Origin of the sequence: Rhizobium mayense (genome assembly GCF_030272705.1) — a bacterium.
In the GTDB taxonomy this organism is placed as follows: domain Bacteria; phylum Pseudomonadota; class Alphaproteobacteria; order Rhizobiales; family Rhizobiaceae; genus Rhizobium; species Rhizobium mayense.
In genome coordinates this window covers 19649-37498 of record NZ_JARFYM010000027.1, presented here as the reverse complement: position 1 = coordinate 37498, position 17850 = coordinate 19649, and the positions used below count along the sequence as shown (strand labels likewise).

The 17850-nt window shown below is 60.4% G+C and carries 16 protein-coding genes and 2 pseudogenes; 8 read left to right on the top strand and 10 right to left on the bottom strand.

Annotation, left to right across the window (positions count from 1 at the left end; genetic code table 11):
- Window positions 1–2: 2 nt before the first annotated feature.
- From PY649_RS25335 to PY649_RS25320, 4 genes are all read right to left on the bottom strand, one after another.
- Window positions 3–386: a RidA family protein gene (locus tag PY649_RS25335; protein ID WP_285871606.1), complete on the bottom strand. Its 384-nt coding sequence runs from the start codon at window positions 384–386 to the stop codon at window positions 3–5.
- Between the two features lie 10 nt (window positions 387–396).
- The gene (locus PY649_RS25330; protein WP_285871605.1) at window positions 397–2004 is read right to left on the bottom strand and encodes a carboxyl transferase domain-containing protein; all 1608 of its coding nucleotides are present in this window, start codon (window positions 2002–2004) and stop codon (window positions 397–399) included.
- A gap of 34 nt (window positions 2005–2038) precedes the next feature.
- Complete coding sequence (locus PY649_RS25325; protein WP_285871603.1) at window positions 2039–3202, bottom strand: isovaleryl-CoA dehydrogenase; 1164 nt, start codon at window positions 3200–3202, stop codon at window positions 2039–2041.
- A gap of 82 nt (window positions 3203–3284) precedes the next feature.
- Window positions 3285–6785 carry an indolepyruvate ferredoxin oxidoreductase family protein gene (locus tag PY649_RS25320; RefSeq protein WP_285871665.1) on the bottom strand — a complete coding sequence of 1167 codons (3501 nt, stop codon included), beginning with the start codon at window positions 6783–6785 and terminating at the stop codon, window positions 3285–3287.
- A gap of 265 nt (window positions 6786–7050) precedes the next feature.
- Here PY649_RS25320 and PY649_RS25315 point away from each other — a divergent pair, with 265 nt between their 5' ends.
- Complete coding sequence (locus tag PY649_RS25315; protein WP_285871602.1) at window positions 7051–7710, top strand: glutathione S-transferase family protein; 660 nt, start codon at window positions 7051–7053, stop codon at window positions 7708–7710.
- A gap of 7 nt (window positions 7711–7717) precedes the next feature.
- On the opposite strand, the gene PY649_RS25310 is transcribed toward PY649_RS25315, so the two are convergent.
- On the bottom strand, window positions 7718–8614 hold the full coding sequence (locus PY649_RS25310; protein ID WP_285871601.1) for a LysR substrate-binding domain-containing protein: 897 nt from the start codon (window positions 8612–8614) through the stop codon (window positions 7718–7720).
- A gap of 148 nt (window positions 8615–8762) precedes the next feature.
- Between PY649_RS25310 and PY649_RS25305 the strand changes: the two genes are divergently transcribed.
- Window positions 8763–8948: a hypothetical protein gene (locus PY649_RS25305; protein ID WP_285871600.1), complete on the top strand. Its 186-nt coding sequence runs from the start codon at window positions 8763–8765 to the stop codon at window positions 8946–8948.
- Window positions 8949–9058: 110 nt separating this feature from the next.
- Window positions 9059–9421 carry an MmcQ/YjbR family DNA-binding protein gene (locus PY649_RS25300; protein ID WP_432761405.1) on the top strand — a complete coding sequence of 121 codons (363 nt, stop codon included), beginning with the start codon at window positions 9059–9061 and terminating at the stop codon, window positions 9419–9421.
- On the opposite strand, the gene PY649_RS25295 is transcribed toward PY649_RS25300, so the two are convergent.
- Window positions 9422–10042, bottom strand: a complete 621-nt coding sequence (locus PY649_RS25295) for a glutathione S-transferase family protein (protein WP_285871599.1) — start codon at window positions 10040–10042, stop codon at window positions 9422–9424.
- A gap of 175 nt (window positions 10043–10217) precedes the next feature.
- Window positions 10218–10574, bottom strand: coding sequence for a DUF4406 domain-containing protein (locus tag PY649_RS25290; RefSeq protein WP_285871598.1), 357 nt, complete (start codon window positions 10572–10574; stop codon window positions 10218–10220).
- 123 nt (window positions 10575–10697) lie between these two features.
- Here PY649_RS25290 and PY649_RS25285 point away from each other — a divergent pair, with 123 nt between their 5' ends.
- On the top strand, window positions 10698–11459 hold the full coding sequence (locus tag PY649_RS25285) for a DeoR/GlpR family DNA-binding transcription regulator (RefSeq protein WP_285871596.1): 762 nt from the start codon (window positions 10698–10700) through the stop codon (window positions 11457–11459).
- A 54-nt stretch (window positions 11460–11513) separates the two neighbouring features.
- Window positions 11514–12935 (top strand): DUF2254 domain-containing protein, encoded by a 1422-nt coding sequence (locus PY649_RS25280; RefSeq protein ID WP_285871595.1) that lies wholly within the window; start codon window positions 11514–11516, stop codon window positions 12933–12935.
- A 13-nt stretch (window positions 12936–12948) separates the two neighbouring features.
- Here the strand turns inward: PY649_RS25280 and PY649_RS25275 are convergent, their stop codons facing one another.
- A complete protein-coding gene (locus PY649_RS25275; RefSeq protein WP_285871594.1) occupies window positions 12949–13956 on the bottom strand; it encodes an asparaginase in 1008 nt (335 codons plus the stop codon).
- A 120-nt stretch (window positions 13957–14076) separates the two neighbouring features.
- On the opposite strand from PY649_RS25275, the pseudogene PY649_RS25270 reads away from it, so the two are divergent.
- Together PY649_RS25270 and PY649_RS25265 are read left to right on the top strand one after the other, a co-directional pair.
- Window positions 14077–14357: pseudogene (locus PY649_RS25270) on the top strand (type II toxin-antitoxin system RelE/ParE family toxin).
- Window positions 14288–14620: pseudogene (locus PY649_RS25265) on the top strand (addiction module antidote protein); the annotation flags it as partial. The pseudogenes PY649_RS25270 and PY649_RS25265, both read left to right, overlap by 70 nt.
- Before the next feature lie 34 nt (window positions 14621–14654).
- Here the strand turns inward: PY649_RS25265 and PY649_RS25260 are convergent.
- Window positions 14655–15278, bottom strand: coding sequence for a helix-turn-helix transcriptional regulator (locus PY649_RS25260; RefSeq protein WP_285871593.1), 624 nt, complete (start codon window positions 15276–15278; stop codon window positions 14655–14657).
- 101 nt (window positions 15279–15379) lie between these two features.
- Here PY649_RS25260 and PY649_RS25255 point away from each other — a divergent pair, with 101 nt between their 5' ends.
- Window positions 15380–16804 carry an MFS transporter gene (locus tag PY649_RS25255; protein WP_285871592.1) on the top strand — a complete coding sequence of 475 codons (1425 nt, stop codon included), beginning with the start codon at window positions 15380–15382 and terminating at the stop codon, window positions 16802–16804.
- On the opposite strand, the gene PY649_RS25250 is transcribed toward PY649_RS25255, so the two are convergent.
- Window positions 16785–17783: an NAD(P)H-quinone oxidoreductase gene (locus tag PY649_RS25250; protein WP_285871591.1), complete on the bottom strand. Its 999-nt coding sequence runs from the start codon at window positions 17781–17783 to the stop codon at window positions 16785–16787. The genes PY649_RS25255 and PY649_RS25250 overlap by 20 nt on opposite strands.
- Window positions 17784–17850 lie beyond the last annotated feature (67 nt).

Genomic DNA, 17850 nt, shown 5'->3' with positions numbered 1-17850 from the left:
CCCTATTGCGCGGCGACGACCTCGACTTCTAGGAGCCACGCGGTGTCGAAAATGCCCGCGATCACCACCGTCATAGCCGGGGCGAGCGAGCCCAGATATTCGCTGCGAATCTCGCGGTTCTCGATCGTATGATGACGGTCGGCGAGATAGGTGGTGACCTTGACGATGTCGGCCTTGCTCATTCCGGCGGCCTTGAGCTGGGCATCGACATTGAGCCAGACCTGACGCGCCTGCGCCTGAAATCCGTCCGGAAGCGCATCGTCGGCCGTTGTCGGAATCTGGCCGCTGACAAACAGCAATTTCTCGAAATTTTCGAGCTTGACGGCCTGGGCGTAGCCGCCGCGCGGCTGGGGTGCGTTCTTGGCATTGACGATGTCGCGTTTCATCTCAATCTCCTCACATCCTGAACAGGCCGAAGCGGGTGTTTTCTATTGGCGCATTGAGCGCGGCCGAAAGCGACAGCGCCAGCACATCGCGGCTCCTGCGCGGATCGATGATGCCGTCATCCCAGAGACGCGCCGAAGCGTAGAGCGGATGGCTTTGGGTCTCGAACATTTTCAGGGTCGGCTGTTTGAAGGCCGCCTCCTCCTCTTTCGTCCAGGGTTTACCGGAACGCGCCAGGGCCTCGCCGCGCACAGTCGCCAGCACACCGGCCGCCTGTTCGCCGCCCATAACGGAGATGCGGCTGTTCGGCCAGGTCCAAAGGAAGCGTGGCGAATAGGCGCGGCCGGCCATTCCGTAATTGCCGGCGCCGAATGAACCACCGATCAGCATGGTGATCTTCGGCACCTTCGTCGTCGCCACCGCCGTCACCAGCTTGGCGCCGTGCTTGGCGATGCCTTCAGTCTCGTATTTCCGGCCGACCATGAAGCCCGTGATGTTCTGCAGGAAGGCCAGCGGGATCTTGCGCTGCGAGCAAAGCTCGACGAAATGCCCGCCCTTCAGCGCCGATTCCGAAAACAGCACGCCATTGTTGGCGATGATACCGACGGGAATGCCGTGGACATGGGCAAAGCCGCAGACCAATGCTGCGCCATACCGCGCCTTGAATTCATCAAAACGCGAGCCATCGACAATGCGGGCGATGACTTCACGAACATCGTAGGGCGTGCGAAGATCGGAGGGCACAATGCCGAGAATATCCTCGGGATCGTAAAGCGGCGGCTCCGGCGTCAGCAGCTGTACGGTCGTCGGTTTATGGCGATTGAGATTGGCAACGGCCTGCCGCGCCAAGGCAAGCGCATGGGCATCGTCCCGCGCCAGATAGTCGGCAACGCCGGAAAGACGGGTATGCACATCACCGCCGCCGAGATCTTCCGCCGAAACCACCTCGCCGGTCGCGGCTTTCACCAACGGCGGCCCGGCGAGAAAGATCGTCCCCTGCCCCTCGACAATGATGGTCTCGTCGGACATGGCGGGCACATAGGCGCCTCCGGCAGTGCACGAACCCATAACCACGGCGATCTGCGGAATGCCCGCTGCCGACATATTGGCTTGATTATAGAAGATGCGGCCGAAATGATCGCGGTCCGGAAAGACTTCGTCCTGATTCGGCAGGTTGGCTCCGCCGGAATCCACCAGATAGAGGCATGGCAGATTGTTTTCCGCCGCGATCTCCTGGGCCCGCAAATGCTTCTTGACCGTGATCGGATAGTAGGTGCCGCCTTTGACGGTGGCGTCGTTGCAAACGATCATGCAATCGCGGCCCACCACGCGGCCGATGCCTGCGATCAGTCCAGCGCCTGGCGCTTCATCACCATACATGCCGTGCGCGGCCGTCGCGCCGATTTCGAGGAAAGGTGTCGCCGGATCGATCAGCCCCGCCACCCGATCGCGTGGCAGCATCTTGCCGCGGCTGACATGGCGCTCACGCGCCTGCGCGCCGCCGCCCTCTGCCGCTCGCAAGGCAGCCGCCTCGGCCACGCCGATCGCTTCCAGCATCGCGGCGCGATTGTCCCTGAAACGGTCCGTATGTGTGGAGATTTGTGATTTCAGGGCGGTCATGCGGTATCACCAAAATTGGGGCGAAATTTCAAAATCAGACAGTCTCGGCAAAGAGCTCCCGCCCGATCAGCATGCGGCGGATTTCGGAGGTGCCGGCACCGATTTCGTAGAGCTTGGCATCGCGCAACAGTCGGCCGGCGGGATAGTCGTTGGTGTAGCCGTTGCCGCCGAGCGCCTGGATGCATTCGAGCGCCATGCTAGTTGCTTTTTCGGCAGCATAGAGGATACAGCCGGCAGCGTCCTTGCGGTTCGTTTCGCCGCGATCGCAGGCGGCAGCGACTGCATAGACATAGGCGCGGGCGGCATTCATCGTCACATACATGTCGGCAAGCTTGCCCTGCATGAGCTGGAATTCGCCGATCGGCTGGCCGAACTGCCTGCGTTCATGCAGATAAGGCAGCACAACATCCATGCAGGCGGCCATGATGCCGAGCGGGCCGCCCGACAGGACGACGCGTTCATAGTCAAGCCCGGACATTAGCACGCGCACGCCGCCGTCGATCTGACCCAACACATTTTCCGCCGGCACCTGGCAATCGATAAAAACCAGCTCGGAGGTGGCGGAACCGCGCATGCCGAGCTTGTCGAGTTTCTGGCCCACGGAGAAACCCTCGAAACCCTTCTCGACCAGAAAAGCGGTGATGCCGCGCGGGCCGGCATCTGGCGCTGTCTTGGCATAGACGACCAGCACGTCGGCATCCGGGCCGTTCGTGATCCACATCTTGCTGCCGTTCAACACATAGCGATCGCCACGCTTTTCAGCCTGAAGCTTCATCGAGACGACATCGGAGCCTGAACCGGGCTCCGACATGGCGAGCGCGCCGATATGCTCGCCGGAAATCAACTTCGGCAGGTAGCGCGCCTTCTGCTCGTCGGTGCCGTTGCGGTTGATCTGGTTGACGCAGAGATTGGAATGGGCGCCATAGCTCAGACCAACCGAGGCCGAGGCGCGGCTGATTTCCTCCATGGCGACGGCATGCGCGACATAGCCGAGACCGGCGCCACCGAAAGCTTCGTCGGCGGTGATGCCGAGCAGCCCAAGATCGCCCATCTCCCGCCATAGGCCCATCGGGAAACCGTTGTTGCGATCGAATTCGTCGGCATGCGGTGCGATTCGCTGACCGGCAAAGCGGCGCACGCTCTCGCGCAGCGCCTCGATTTCCTCGCCGAGCGCGAAGTTCAATCCCCCAGCATACATTTGCCTTCTCCTCCCGCTTTTCCCAGTGCATGACCCCGGACGGCTATGCGGCGTCCGGGTTCATGCTCTCTCCTCGCCCCCATCACGCCGCATCGGCGGGAACGTGGTGCTTCTCCTCTGGCATTTCATAGGTCTTCAGCTTCTCGGCGATCTGCGCCATGACCTTGTGAGCTGCGGCCTCCTTGATCAACCCGAACCCTCTGATCTCACCGAACAATGACAGGATGGCGAGGGCCTCCGTCTCATTGCCCGTGCGCAGACCGTTGAGAACGCGGCCGGCAATCACCTCGTATTCGCCAATCAACCGGCGTTCCAGCCGGCGTTCCGGCAAATAGCCGAAGGGATCGAAGGGGGTGCCGCGCAACCGCTTCATGGGCGCGAGCTTGCGCAGCAGCGGCAATATCCAGGGGCCGAATTCACGCTTCTTCGGCCGGCCGTTCGGGTCCTTGCCGCCCAAGATCGGAGGGGCGAGATTGAAGGCCAGCTTGAAGTCGCCTTCCATCTCGTCGCGCAAGTGTGCCTCGAAAGCCGGATCGGTCAGCAGCCGCGCTACCTCATATTCGTCCTTATAGGCCAGCACACGCGCATAGGTGACGGCAACGGCGAAGGGCACTTTGTCCGATAGCCGCTCCCTTGCAGCCGCAACAGTGGCGCGCTGGACGAATGCGGCATACCGATCGGCAAGCGCGGCGTTCTGATAGGCGGTCAGATGTGCCTTGCGGTGGGCAATCAGCTCGTCGAGGCTCATTTCCGCCAGCGTCTTCTTGGCATCCGGCTCCGTCATCATTTCATGCACGGCCTGCGGATCATGCGCCAACAGACGGCCCCAGTGGAAGGCAGCGAGGCTGGCCTTCACGGCCACGCCGTTCAGCTCGATCGCCTTCTCGATCGCCTCCAGCGAAAGCGGCAGCAAACCCCGCTGCCAGGCAAAGCCGGTGAGCAGGATGTTGGTCGACATGGCGTCCCCGGTAACCGCGGTTGCGACATGGCCAAAATCGAGGAAGACAGATTTGTCGCTGACGGTCTTGGCAATGGTGTGCTGCACGGAGCCGATCTTGAAATCGAAGTCGCGATTGCGAACAAAGTCGGCAACCGGCATGAGGCCGGTATTGACGATGGCCGTCGTGCGGTTCGAGGCGCAGAGCGTAATCGCATCCTTGGATGCGCCGACCACTTCATCGGCGGCGAGCAACAAGTCGGCGCCGCCGTTGACGATGCGCGACGAGGTCACATCGGCCTCACTATAGCCGATGCGCAGATGGCTCATGACCGCGCCGCCCTTCTGGGCAAGACCGGCCATGTCGAGGATCATCGGTACCTTGCCGTCGAGATGCGCAGCCATGCCGAGGATGGCACCGATCGTCAGAATGCCAGTGCCGCCAACGCCGGCGATGGCGATGTTCCATGGCCGTTCGCCGATCAAGGGGACTTTCGGCATCGGAACCTCGGCATCCGCATGATCCAGCCCCCCGCGCTTGCGGCGCTTGCCGCCATGAACGGTGACGAAGGAGGGGCAGAAGCCCTTGACGCAGGAGAAATCCTTATTGCAGCTCGACTGGTTGATCTGCCGTTTGCGGCCGAACTCCGTTTCCAGCGGCTCTACGGAAATGCAGTTGGATTGCACTGAGCAGTCGCCACAGCCCTCGCAGACGGCCGGGTTGATGAAGACGCGCTTGGCGGGGTCCTCCAACAGGCCGCGGCTTCTGCGCCGGCGCTTTTCCGCGGCACAAGTCTGGACATAGACGATCGCCGAGCACCCCTCGGTCTCGCGCAGCGTCAGCATCACCTGATCGATATTGTCGCGATGCAGGACTTTGACGCCGGGCGCCAAGTCCGATGACGAGTAGACCGAAGGATTTTCGGCGAGCAGATAGATCGGCGAGACACCTTCGCCATGCAACTGGCGGGTCAAGAGCTCCGGCGTCAGATAGCCGTCGATCGGCTGGCCGCCGGTCATGGCGACGGCGTCGTTGTAGAGCAGCTTATAGGTGACGTTGACCTTGGCGGCGACCGACTGGCGGATGGCGAGAATGCCGGAATGGAAATAGGTGCCGTCACCGAGATTGACGAACATGTGCTTCTCGTTGGTGTAGCGGGCGATCGCCGTCCAGGGCACGCCCTCGCCGCCCATTTGCGAGAAGGTCTCGGTGTTGCGGTCCATCCAGGTGACCATGTAATGGCAGCCGATGCCGGCCATGGCGCGGCTGCCTTCAGGGACGCGGGTGGACGTATTGTGCGGACAGCCGGAGCAAAAGAATGGCGTGCGCTGCAGGGGCGCGACGTGTGTGCGGCTGATCTGGCCGCGTTCGGCGAGATAGGCAAGCTTGGCGGCGATCTGGTCGTGCAGCGAAGGATCGAGATCGAGCTTGACGATGCGCCCGGCGATGGCCCTTGCCACTGAACCAACCGTCAACGCCGCCGACAGGCTGAGATAGGGTTTGTCGTGCTCATCGAACTTGCCGACAATGCGCGGGCGAACGTCGGCGCGCCAGTTGAAGAGCTGCTGCTTGATCTGGTTTTCGATGATCTCGCGTCGCTCTTCGACCACGAGCACCTCGTCCAGCCCTTCGGAGAAATGCCGGACTGCTTCCGGCTCCAGCGGCCAGGGCATACGGACTTTCAGGATGCGCAGGCCGATCGCGGCCATTTCCCTGGGGCCGATTTCGAGTTCGCGCAGCGCCTGCAACACGTCCTCATAAGCCTTGCCGGAGGAGATGATGCCGAGGCGGGCATTCGGCACATCGTGAGTGATCTCGTCGACGCGATTGGCGCGGGCGAAGGCGATGGCGGCATAGGCCTTATAAGTCTGTAGCCGGTCGTCCTGGACGAGCGGCGGGTCGGGCCAGCGCAGATTGAGGCCGCCGGGCGGCAGTTCGAAATCGGTCGGCAGCACGAATTGCCGCTTCTCGCCGGAGAGATCGACGGCCGCTGTCGTCTCGATCGTGTCGGCTATGAATTTCATGCCGACCCAGCAGCCGGAATAGCGCGACATGGCGATGCCGAGCAGGCCGTATTCGAGGAATTCGTGGATGGAGGACGGGTAGAGAACCGGAATGACTGCCGACATGAAATCATGGTCGGTCTGATGCGGCATGGTGGAGGATTTGGCGGAGTGATCGTCGCCGGCGAAGCAGAGGACGCCACCATGTTTCGACGTCCCGGCGGCATTACCGTGTTTCAGCACGTCACCGGAGCGGTCGACGCCGGGGCCCTTGCCGTACCAGATGCCAAGCACGCCGTCCTTGCGCACACCGGGCGACAGACCGACTTGCTGCGTGCCCCAGATGGCCGTGGCCGCAAGGTCTTCGTTGATGCCTGGCTGGAAGGTGACGTCATGTGCGTCGAGATAGGTCTTGGCTTTCAGAAGCTGTTGATCGTAGCCGCCGAGCGGCGAGCCGCGATAGCCGGATATGAAGGCTGCGGTGTTGAGACCGGCAGCGCGGTCGCGCCGCATCTGGGTCATCGGCAGACGCACGAGGGTCTGCAGGCCGGTCATGAAGACGCGGCCTTCATCTGCGGTATATTTGTCGTCTAGCGATACACTGGTCGCAAGCATCTGCTCTCCTCCCGAGATCGCAGTCACCAATTGCGCATGCGCCTATTCGCCGAATGCCTCCTACCGCATCCGATGAAAACGCATTGTCATATTAGCATGCACCACCGCTAATTTCCGAACGAAGGCGACGAGCAAACGGCATGATTTGCAAAGATTATGGGCGATTGACGGACATTTTCGTGCTTGCTCCATACACCCATCAAAAGCTTTCATGCAGATATGAACGGGGGCCTCTTCCGTTCACCGAAATCCGCCAATAACCTCCATCCGACTCAATTTTTGGAGACCGGCCATGCTGACAATTTACGGCGTCTATCGCTCACGCGCCTCCCGCAACTATTGGATGGCGGAGGAGCTTGGCATTCCCTTTCAATCGGTTCCGGTGATGCAGGCTAGCCGGCTCGACAATCCCATCAGCCCGGATGCGCCACTCAACACGATGTCGCCGGAGTTCTTGGCGGTAAATCCTATGGCCATGATCCCGAGCATCAAGGACGGCGATCTCGTCATGCATGAATCGCTCGCCATCAATCTCTATCTCGCCCGCAAGTATGGCGGACCGCTGTCCGGGAAAACGGTGGAGGAAGAAGGGCTGCTCGGCATGTGGACGATGTGGGCGGCAACGGAGGTAGAACCTTATTCCGTGGCCCTCGTCCGCATCTACGACCGTTCACAAGAGAACACCGATGCCGGCAAGGCCGGGATCGCGGTTGCCTGCCGGTCGCTGAAGCGGCCACTCGACGTGCTGGAAAAGCACCTCGCGAGCCAGGAGTACCTTCTGGGCGATCGCTTCACCGTCGCCGACCTCAATCTCGCAGAGGTACTGCGTTATGCGCAGACGGAGCAGGCCCTGTTCGACAGTCATCCCAAGGTGAAAGCCTGGATCGAGCGTTGCCAGTCCCGTGCCGCCTATAAGGCAATGCAGGCAACCCGCGGCAAGGAGCCGATCTGAGGGGCATTTACCGGAAGAGCCGCATGCTCTCTTCCATCTCTTCTCTGATCCAGGCTTTGAAGGCGGTGACCTTTTTTGCCTCCAGAACGCCTTCGGCGGTGATGAAATAGTGGCCAAAGCCAGTTTTGGCGCGGATGCCGAAGGGATCCACGAGACATTTCTGTTGCAGCGCATAGGCCGCCAGTGTCTGCCAGGCAAGCATCGTGCCCTGGCCGGCCATGGCGGCATCGAGACAGAGCGAGGCATCGTTGAACATATGCCGCTCTTCCATGCATCTGCCGGAAAGGCCGGCCTCTCTGAGCCAAACATCCCAGGTGAACATGGCATGTCCGTCAATCACGGCAGGCACATCCAGAAGGTCGGCGGGTTGCTTGAGCGTAGCGGCGATCTGCGGCGTGACGACCGGAAAGATTTCCTGCGCCAATAGCAGTTCGGATTTGACGCCCGGCCAGTGCCCATTGCCGACGCGGATGCCGATGTCGACATCCGATGTCGCCGGATTGACGAGCTGCGTGGTGGCGTCAATGCGCAAGCGGATGTCCGGATGGAGCTTGGCGAAACGATCGAGCCGGTGCACCAGCCATCGGGCGGCGAGGACCGGCGCGACCGAGATGGTGAGAATATTGTCGTCGCGGTGCTGTGCGGCAGTCACCGCCGCAGACAGTGCCTGAAAACCCTCGCCGAGGCGCGCCAGGACCGAGATGCCCGCCCCCGTCACCACCATGCCCTTCGGCGTGCGCTCAAAAACCGGTCGCCCCAATTGCGCCTCGGCCTTGATCACCTGCTGGCTGACGGCGCCCATGGTCACGCCGAGCTCATCGGCAGCTGCCTGCAACGACCCGAGCCGCCCCACGGCCTCCAATGCCCGAAGACCGTTCAGATGAACGCTGTTGAGATTTTTCATATAGAATATCTATACCAGCATGCCGGCATTCTCAATTGAAAAACTGCGCGATGCGCGCGATCATTGCAGCACAAATTAGAACCGCCACCATTCCCGTTGTCTGACGTGCTCCTAGGCGCATCGTGGCGGAAGAACGAGGAGGCATATCATGTCGATACTTAAGTTTTTCTTCAATACCTTGCCGCGCGATGCCGGTGAGCCCGAGGACGACCCATTACAGCATCCAGCTCTGGCGGCCATGTCGCTGGAGGAACTGGCCGACTTGCCACTGATGCCGGAGAATTTGGGGAGGAAGGCGGAAAAGCAGGACGCGAGATTGAAGGAATGCGCATGAGGAAAGCACAAATCATCTGAGAGCGCTAAACCATTTCAACCGGCACTTCGGCTTTCTGCCCCGATCATGTATGGTTTTGGACGGTTTATCGCCGGACCAGGGGTAGCAGCATGGCCATAAGCACCGGTATCGACGCGATCTCCCAACGCCTTCAACGTGTTGCAGCAGAAGCCCGCCTGCCCGAGGTCGAGGTCAGCTCCCACTATGGTACGCCGGCGCTGAAGGTCGGCGGCAAGGCTTTCGTTTCGATCAAGAATGACGAAACGATCGTGCTGGCGCTGCCGATCGACCGCAAGGAGCAGCTGATCGAGATGGCGCCGGAAATCTATTTCCAGTCGGATCACTATGTCGGCTGGCCGTCGCTGCCGACGCGTATCGCCGCCATCGGCGACGACGAACTGAAGTTCAGGTTGATCGAGGCCTGGCAGTTCCGGGCGTCGAAGAAATTGCGAGTTGCGTTCGACGCCGGTTAATCACGCCTTCCCGGCGGCGATAGCTCTTTGCACGGCGGGACGCTCCAGCATGCGCGCATGGTGCGCGCTCACCTTCTCAAACTGGGTCTGATCGACGCCGTCGCCCGACAACCAACTCGTCAGCGTGAAAAGATAGCCATCGGCGACGGTATATTGCTCACCCATCACCCAGGGACCTTCCAGCATTTTCTCCTCGATCAGCGCGAAGCTCTCGCCCATGGTCTGCGGCACCTTTGCCTTCATCGCTTCGATCGCCGCCGCGTCGTCGGTCCAGCGATAGCCGCGCCCTTTGTGAGCGTGATTCACATGCACGGTCGAGGCGAGATAGCTGTTGAAAGCTTGCATGCGGGCAAAATCGAAGGGATCGTCGAGCGGCGCCAAGCGGGCAGCCGGTGCGATCTGCGCGACATAGGCGAGGATCGCAACGTTTTCCGTGACGACGCCCCTGTCGGTCACCAGCGCTGGGACGCGTCCCTTGGGATTGACCGCCAGATATTCCGTCGAACGCTGCTCTCCGTTGACTAAATTGAGGCGCCGCGCCTCGTAGGGAAGGCCCGACTCTTCGAGCGCTATCAAGCTGGCAAGCGCACAACTACCCGGTGCGAAATACAAATTCAGCATTTCCGTTTCCTCCGCGATCTCACTTGAGGTTAATGGCGACCGAGGAAATACGGAAGTGGCACACGCGGATATTGGCTATGAAAGCTTTTGATGGATACCGTCTGCGCGCCGCCCCTACGAGCAGACGCGCAGACCGGCGTCAACACCGCCCGACGAGGGCCGGATGACCAGCCCGCTAGGCGCAGCCCGGCACATCCTCCAGCCGGTACCAGACCGGGATTCCGCGTTCGTTGGCGATACGGACGTCATTGTCGGCTCCCTTGGACTCGCCCGGAAGCCTGAGAACGCCCTCGCATAATTGCAGCAGCCGGCCGGCGGTGGGGTGGAATATCTCGCCATAGAGATCGTCGCCGATACTCTCGCCGCCGGCGGCATGCCAGACCGGCAAGGCGACCCATTCGCCGATCATGGGCAGATGCCCGGCCCTGAACAACGCATAGGATGGCTCCTCCAGCCGCCTGAGATTCTTGGCCATCTTCCGGGGATCGTCCCCGGTTCCCGAACGATACGGCCCGGCAATCAAGATCAACATGTTACATCTCCTCTTCCTCCTGCTTCCTGCAGGAATTTGCACGAATATGCGCTAAATTTCTTGATTGTCGACTCATTTCTGATATTTTCACGAAATTTCATGAATTATCGTGCGGAAACAGGCATGCTTACAGGCCAGCGAAAGACCCTCATCCTCGATATCCTGCGGCGCGACGGCCAGGTGATCGCCAAGACGATCGCCGACGATTTCGGCCTGTCTGAAGACACGATCCGCAGGGACCTGAGAGAAATGGCGGCGGAACGGCTACTGAAGCGCGTGCATGGCGGCGCGTTGCCGCTCGCACCGGAGCTGCCGGACTTCTCGGCGCGAAGGGGGGTGTCGCCTGATGTGAAGCGGCAACTCGGCGCCTACGCAGCAAGGATGATTCGACCTGGGCGGACGGTGTTTCTCGACGGCGGCACGACGACCGCGGAAATTGCCCGTCACCTGCCCAGAAATTTTGCCTTCACCGTCGTAACTCATAGCCCGACGATCGCGGGCGAATTGGAACATCATCCGACGGCCGAGGTAATCCTGATCGGCGGCAAGCTCTACAAGCATTCGATGGTGGCGACGGGTGCTGCGGCAATGGCGGCGATCTCACTGGTGCGGCCGGACATCTTCTTTCTCGGCGTCACCGCCATCCACCCCGTTCACGGGCTTTCGACCGGCGATTTCGAGGAAGCGGCCATCAAGCGGCATATCGCGCAATGTTCGGCGGAAACCTATGTGATGGTGACCCAGGAGAAGCTGGATGCCGTCTCCCCCTGCCATATCCTGCCGGTCACGGCGGTCTCTGGCATGGTCGCGCCATCTGACATTACGGAAGCAAGCCTTGCACCCTATCGCAGCGCACAGGTTCCCATTTTCACCGCCAATGACTGAAGCACCGCCCACGAGAAGGGCGACTTTGCCTATCGGCAGAAGCGGCCAACATGATTGATCGGCATCAATGCGTTCACAGGCCTAATGAATGATCATCGTCTTTCGACAGCAATCTGTGATGCCGCGATGGTGTCCCGCTCGGATACCGAGGGAACCAAAATGGGCTGGAACCGGTGGTATAGCCTCAAAAGCTACATTAAATCTTCTTTGTGGCTCGTACCATTCATCGCTTTACCTCTTTACGTCCTAGCAATTCGCATCGCCTATCCATTTAAACAGTGGTTGGTCTGGATCGAACCGTGGCCATGGGGCGTGGCCGGCTCCCAAAGGCTACTGGAAACGATCATCACGATGACGCTGACGTTCGTCGTCTTTACGTTTGGGTCGCTGCTAGTAGCAATCCAGATCGCTGGCGGTCAGCTAACGCCTCGGATCATTGCGACAACCTTACTGAGCGACAACGCCATCCGATTTACCGTCGGACTGTTCATATTCACGCTGCTGTTTGCAACGGGGACGCTCGCAAGGCTGGAAACCGACAGCGACCGAGCCGTCGTCGGTATTCCGGTTCTTTTAGGTTTTCTGTCCATAGCCGCCTTCCTTTACTTGATCGACTACGCCGCCCGTCTCCTGCGACCCGTGAGCATTGTCTTGCGGGTGAGCGAAGAGGGGCGAGTGGTCATCGAGGACGTCTACCCCGCAATGGCGACGGAGAAAGCTGACGCCACCACCACAGATCCGAGACCAAGCATTCAGCCAGACAAAGTTATCCTCTACAGGGGGCGGCCCGCCATCATCGTGGCGATTAATAAAAAAGCCTTGCTGACGTTGGCCGAGAAAACGCAGTCGGTCGTCGAATTGGTCCCAAGAATCGGCGATTTCGTGGCTTCCGGCGAGCCCCTCTTTCGATTGTACGGCAGCCGATTTCCCGAGGAACCCGTCCTGAAGTCGATGATCGCCTTCGGACCGGAACGGACCCTTGAACAAGACCCGACATTTGCCTTCCGGATTATCGTGGATATTGCCATCAAGGCCCTCTCGAAGGCGATAAATGACCCAACGACCGCTGTGCTCGCGATCGACCAGTTGCAGCGTCTGCTCTGCTTCGTTGGCAAGCGCAATCTAACCCGAGAAACGATCTTGAGCCAATCCGGAGAACTGCGGGTCATCTGCAGGACACCGGACTGGGAGGATTTCGTAAAGTTGACCTTTAGCGAAATTCGGCTCTATGGCGCAGAAAATTTCCAGATCGCACGCCGCGTTCGCGCGGTGCTGGAATACAGCTTGCAGGTGCTACCCGATTTCCGCCGACCTGCTTTAGAGGAAGAGCTGAAATTGTTGGACCGGCGGCTGGCACAGCTATACGACTTTCCGGAGGACCTGGAGCTTGCCCGAACGGCGGATTCGCAAGGTCTGGGCGGTTCGACACCGTCAACTCTGCGAGTTCCGCCCGGCAACCCCTCAGTTTCGCAATGACGGCCAAGCTGCCCTATGCCGCCAGCGTTGCCGTCGCCCTGATATCGCCGACGTGGATGCCATTCCAGTTGCTGAGCGCCTTATTGGCCATCGCCGTCAGACCGACGTGGACGTCGCTACCTCCCTCAAAGAAGCGGGCGAGCGCGGCAGCAATCATGGCTTCAGCGGCGCGGCCATTGCCATCGTCAGCCTTGACCGCAATGGCAACGCCCTGTTCGGGAATTGCGGCACAGAACACGCCTTCCGCGCCGGTCTTGGCGAAGATGCGACCGGGGGCAATCTGCATCAGCTTGGTGCAGGCGCGGCCGGTGCCGGCTACGTAGAAGGGTTCGGCCATGCAGGCCTCGAACAGACGGCGCGAGGCCTTGGCCCGCACCGGCTCCAGACCATTGCCCGTCGCCATCTTGGCGAAACCATGCGCCAAGTTTTTGAGCGGCACGGCGTAATTCGGGATGGAGCAGCCGTCGGTACCGCAATTATCGTGACCGAGCGGCGCCCCCGTTAGGCTCTGCATCGTCGCGCGGATCTGCTGCTGCAGCGGATGATCGTAACCGACGTAGCCCTTGGGATCGATGCCCTGATGACAGCAGGCGCAAACAAAGCCGGAATGTTTGCCCGAGCAATTGTTGTGCAGCGCCGTTGGCCTGTCGATGGTGCGGGCTTGGTGGATGAGCGTCCTCTGGTCGGAAGACCAATGTGCACCGCATTCCAGTGCGCTGACGTCCCGACCGGCGCGGGCGAGCATGGAGGCGGCCAGCGCCACATGCGCATCTTCACCGTTATGCGAGGAGCAAGCCAGCGCCAGCTCCGTGTTGCCGAAGCCATAGGCATCTGCCGCACCGCTTTCGACCAATGCCAAGGCCTGCATCGCCTTGCAGGCCGAGCGCGGAAACACGCCTCTCTCGATATCGCCAAGCGACAGCACCACCTTCCCATCGCCATCGATGACAGCGACCGAGCCGCGATGACGGCTTTCTACGAGATTTCCACGGGTGACTTCGACGCAGACAGGATTGGACATGATGGAAGTGCTCTTTGATTTGCGGGATAGGCTACTGATAGCCGCTGCACCCAGGATTGCCAATCGTCATCCGCCAGCCTTGGTGCAGCAATTGCTCGTGTATTATAATTGACAGCTGCCATCCGTCGGACTGCGGAGTTTGTCGAGTGGCTTGGCAAACTCAAAGATATCAACGCGATCGCTCGTATTCAGGTGAGGATTCGCCGCCTATCGCTCGGAAATCCCGATGATGTGAAGCCTGTTGGCGAAGGCGTTAGCGAACTTCGCATCGACTATGGACAGGAATATCGCCTTATTGTCACAAACGCGGCCAGACACTCGTTCTGCTCTTATGCGGCGGCAACAAGAGCACTCAGAATGCCGATATTGCAAAGACCAAAGCACTCGCGAAGGAGGCTTGATCATGGCATCCGAAACCAAACCTTGGGACCCGACGGAGCATCTGGACAGCCCAGAAGCCATTGCAGCCTATGTCGAGGCTGCATTTGAAGACGGTGATCCCGCGTTGATTGCCGCTGTAATCGGGGATGTCGCCCGGGCTCGCGGGACGACGCAACTCGCGAAGGAAGCAGGCGTCAGCCGTGAGACGATCTATAAGGCGTTCTGTGAAGGTGGCAATCCGACGTTGGAAACGCTGTCTGGCGTCATTCGGGCGCTCGGCTTGAAATTGACGGTGCGGGCTGCATGGCCACTTAGCTTTAGACCACTCGAATCCGATAGGCGCAACGTCGTGCGCCGAGGAGGATGTGCTCTTCGCGTTCCACGCTTGCTCCAAGGGTCGCGCGAAAGGTCTCGAGTTCAGAGCGGCAGAACCCGGCACATGCCGTTGCGGCGGCGCAGATCGGGCAGTGGTTTTCCACTAGCACAAGCGGGCCGTCCTCTTCTTGCCAATGGTCGGCCATGTAGCCCTCGCGCGTGCGGATGGCGGCAAGTGCGGCGACGCGTGATGGCAGGTCGGCGGTGACGTCGATCTCGCTGCGGTAGCGCTTCAACGTCTCGGCTTCACGAGCAGAAATCACTGTATCGACCGCCCCCTGCCCCAGCTGGTTGGCCATGGTCGTCAGAAGCGTCGCCGTCAGGTCGGCGTGACCGTCGGGGAAGCGACTATTGCCGGCTGGGGTTAGATGCCAGAGCTGGCGCGGCCTGCCTCTGCCGGATGCCGCTTCCGTCACCGGCTCGACCAGGCCCTCATCAGCCATCTTCGTCAGCTGCTGACGCGCCGCTTCCGATGATATGCCGAGCGCGTCGCCGATCGTCGCTGCGAGCTGCGGACCCTCGGTTTTCAACAGGATCAGGATTCGGTTGGCTGGCGACTGACGCATTTTTCCAAGTTTTCGCTTGTTTTAATTTTTGGGCTGTGTGATTTTCCAATTTATAACTTGGAAAATAATTATTCGCTAGGGAAAATGCCGAGGATCATCCGATGTCGAGCATCGAACAAACCATTACGACAAAACCCGCCTCTGTCTTCTCGCTCTTTTCACCCGGGCTCCTGCCCGCAACGCTGATGCTCGGCGGTGGCGTCGTTCTCTATGCCGTCGAATCCTACATCACCGCGACGATCGCACCGTCCATCGTTCGCGACATCGGCGGCCTGGCGCTGTTTTCCTGGATGACAACGCTCTTTGTCGCGGCCGGCGTGCTCGGCTCGATTAGCGTCGCAACACGACCGAGAGGCATTGGCCTGCGCACCGTCTATATCGCGGCGGCGCTGATATTCGGCGCCGGAAACCTGATCTGCGCCATCGCGCCTGTGATACAGGTCGTGCTTGCCGGTCGGGCAGTGCAAGGTTTTGGCGCCGGCATGCTGAGCGCTCTCGGCTATGCTTTCATCCGTTTCGTCTATCCACAACTGCTATGGCGGAAAGCATCGACGCTTTACGCCGCCATTTGGGGTGTCGCGACCGTGCTCGGGCCGACGCTGGGCGGGCTGTTTTCCCAAAGCAGTGCCTGGCGCGAGGCCTTCATCGTTCTCGTGCCATTGGCGGGCCTCATGGCGCTCTCGGCACGATGGCTGCTGCCGCGCGTCGAGGATGATCGGTTGCAACAGAAGACGCCAATCCTTCAGATTGCACTTCTGCTTGCCGCGGTCCTGTTGATGAGTCTCGCCGGAACCACCGAGCAGATGTCGAGCAAGATCATACTCATCGCAATTTCAATGGTTTCGGTTGTCACCATGCTTGCCATTGAACGAAAAAGCGCGAACCGGCTTCTGCCGAAAGGCGCAGTCATGATCGGCAGGCCGATATCCCGGCTCTATCTGATGATGTTCACGCTCATGATGGTGCTGACGAGCGATATCTATATCCCCTATTTCCTGCAGACCCTGCATGGCGTGGCACCCTTGGTTTCAGGCTATCTGGTCGCTTTGGTCGCGCTCGGCTGGACCCTCGCGGCCTTTCTCAGCGCCTCGTTTTCGGGGAAGCGGGCCGGCATCGCAATTGTCGTCGGCTGCCTTCTTGAAACCGCGGCCACGGCATCGCTCATTCTTTTTCTGGCGAGGGACAATCCGTCCGGCGATCTTGTTCTGCTCGGCCCGGCTGTCGTTGCCATGTTCTTGATGGGCTTTGGCGTCGGCCTTGGCTGGGCACATCTGGTCGCCAAGGTCATCGGCCTCGTCGGCAATTCCGAGCAGGACAAGGCATCGGCAGCCATTTCGACGGTTCAGTCTCTGGGCGGCGCGTTCGGCTCTTCCCTTACCGGCGTCATCGTCAACAGCGCCGGTCTTGCCGACCCCGGCGGCATCCCGGGTAGTATGTCGGCGGCCGCATGGCTCTATGGATTGATGGCCCTACCCGGCCTCGTCGCCGTTGCGATGTCGTTGACCCTCAAGCCAGCTTCAGCATGATCTTGCCGATGTGATTGCTGGTCTCCATCAGCTTGTGTGCCTCGACGACGTCTTCGAAACCATACGTCCTGTAAATGACGGGCGCGATGGTGCCTTCGTCGAGCAACGGCCAAACCTGTGAGAGGAGATCGTCCCGGATGGCGCGTTTCTCTTCCGCGGTCCGCGGGCGCATGGTCGAGCCGGTGACAGTCAGGCGCTTGACCATGATCGGCTGCAGATTGACCTTTTCAGCCACCGCGCCGCCGAGAAAGGCGATGATCGACAGGCAACCGTCCTTGGCGAGTGAAGCCAGATTCTTTTCGAAATAGGCGGCGCCGATCATGTCGAGGACGGAATCGACCCCATGGCCAGTCTCCGCCTTGATGACCTCGGCAAAGTCTTCCTCTTTATAATTAATCGCCCGTTTCGCGCCGAGCTTCTCGCAGGCCTCGCATTTCTCCTTCGAGCCGGCGGTGGCGTAGACCGTGGCGCCGAAGGCTTTGGCAAGCTGGATCGCGGTCGTCCCAATGCCGCTGGAACCGCCATGGATCAGCACACTCTCGCCTTCGGTCAGGCCTGCCATCTGAAAGAGATTTGCCCAGACGGTGAAAAACGTCTCCGGCAGTGCGGCCGCGCGAACGGCGTCATAGCCATTCGGAAATCGCAATGCCTGGCCAGCGGGGAGAACGCAATATTCGGCATAGGCGCCGCCATTGGCGAGGCCGCAGACTTTGTTGCCGATGGCGAATTCCGTGACACCGGGCGCTACATCGACGACTTCTCCGGCGATTTCCAGGCCGAGGATCGGGCTTGCATCCTTCGGCGGCGGATAGATGCCCTGACGCTGAGCCACATCCGGCCGGTTGACGCCGGCCGCTTCGACACGAACGAGGATTTCGCCGTCTTTCAACACCGGCAGAGGCCTGCGGGCGATCGTCATGACCTCGGGCGCGCCGAAGGACGGCAAATCCACAAAACGCATTTCAGACGGCAAGGCCATGGCTCATTTCTCCTCTCCCGGCAAAGCAGTGGAGATAGTTTAGCGCATGCCGCTTGAAAAGAAGCGA

What these genes read in the sequence shown, in the direction of transcription:
- PY649_RS25335 (WP_285871606.1), bottom strand. Translation starts at nt 386, where the DNA reads ATGAAACGCGACATCGTCAATGCCAAGAACGCACCCCAGCCGCGCGGC.
- PY649_RS25330 (WP_285871605.1), bottom strand. Translation starts at nt 2,004, where the DNA reads ATGACCGCCCTGAAATCACAAATCTCCACACATACGGACCGTTTCAGG.
- PY649_RS25325 (WP_285871603.1), bottom strand. Translation starts at nt 3,202, where the DNA reads ATGTATGCTGGGGGATTGAACTTCGCGCTCGGCGAGGAAATCGAGGCG.
- PY649_RS25315 (WP_285871602.1), top strand. Translation starts at nt 7,051, where the DNA reads ATGCTGACAATTTACGGCGTCTATCGCTCACGCGCCTCCCGCAACTAT.
- PY649_RS25310 (WP_285871601.1), bottom strand. Translation starts at nt 8,614, where the DNA reads ATGAAAAATCTCAACAGCGTTCATCTGAACGGTCTTCGGGCATTGGAG.
- PY649_RS25305 (WP_285871600.1), top strand. Translation starts at nt 8,763, where the DNA reads ATGTCGATACTTAAGTTTTTCTTCAATACCTTGCCGCGCGATGCCGGT.
- PY649_RS25300 (WP_432761405.1), top strand. Translation starts at nt 9,059, where the DNA reads ATGGCCATAAGCACCGGTATCGACGCGATCTCCCAACGCCTTCAACGT.
- PY649_RS25295 (WP_285871599.1), bottom strand. Translation starts at nt 10,042, where the DNA reads ATGCTGAATTTGTATTTCGCACCGGGTAGTTGTGCGCTTGCCAGCTTG.
- PY649_RS25290 (WP_285871598.1), bottom strand. Translation starts at nt 10,574, where the DNA reads ATGTTGATCTTGATTGCCGGGCCGTATCGTTCGGGAACCGGGGACGAT.
- PY649_RS25285 (WP_285871596.1), top strand. Translation starts at nt 10,698, where the DNA reads ATGCTTACAGGCCAGCGAAAGACCCTCATCCTCGATATCCTGCGGCGC.
- PY649_RS25275 (WP_285871594.1), bottom strand. Translation starts at nt 13,956, where the DNA reads ATGTCCAATCCTGTCTGCGTCGAAGTCACCCGTGGAAATCTCGTAGAA.
- PY649_RS25260 (WP_285871593.1), bottom strand. Translation starts at nt 15,278, where the DNA reads ATGCGTCAGTCGCCAGCCAACCGAATCCTGATCCTGTTGAAAACCGAG.
- PY649_RS25255 (WP_285871592.1), top strand. Translation starts at nt 15,380, where the DNA reads ATGTCGAGCATCGAACAAACCATTACGACAAAACCCGCCTCTGTCTTC.
- PY649_RS25250 (WP_285871591.1), bottom strand. Translation starts at nt 17,783, where the DNA reads ATGGCCTTGCCGTCTGAAATGCGTTTTGTGGATTTGCCGTCCTTCGGC.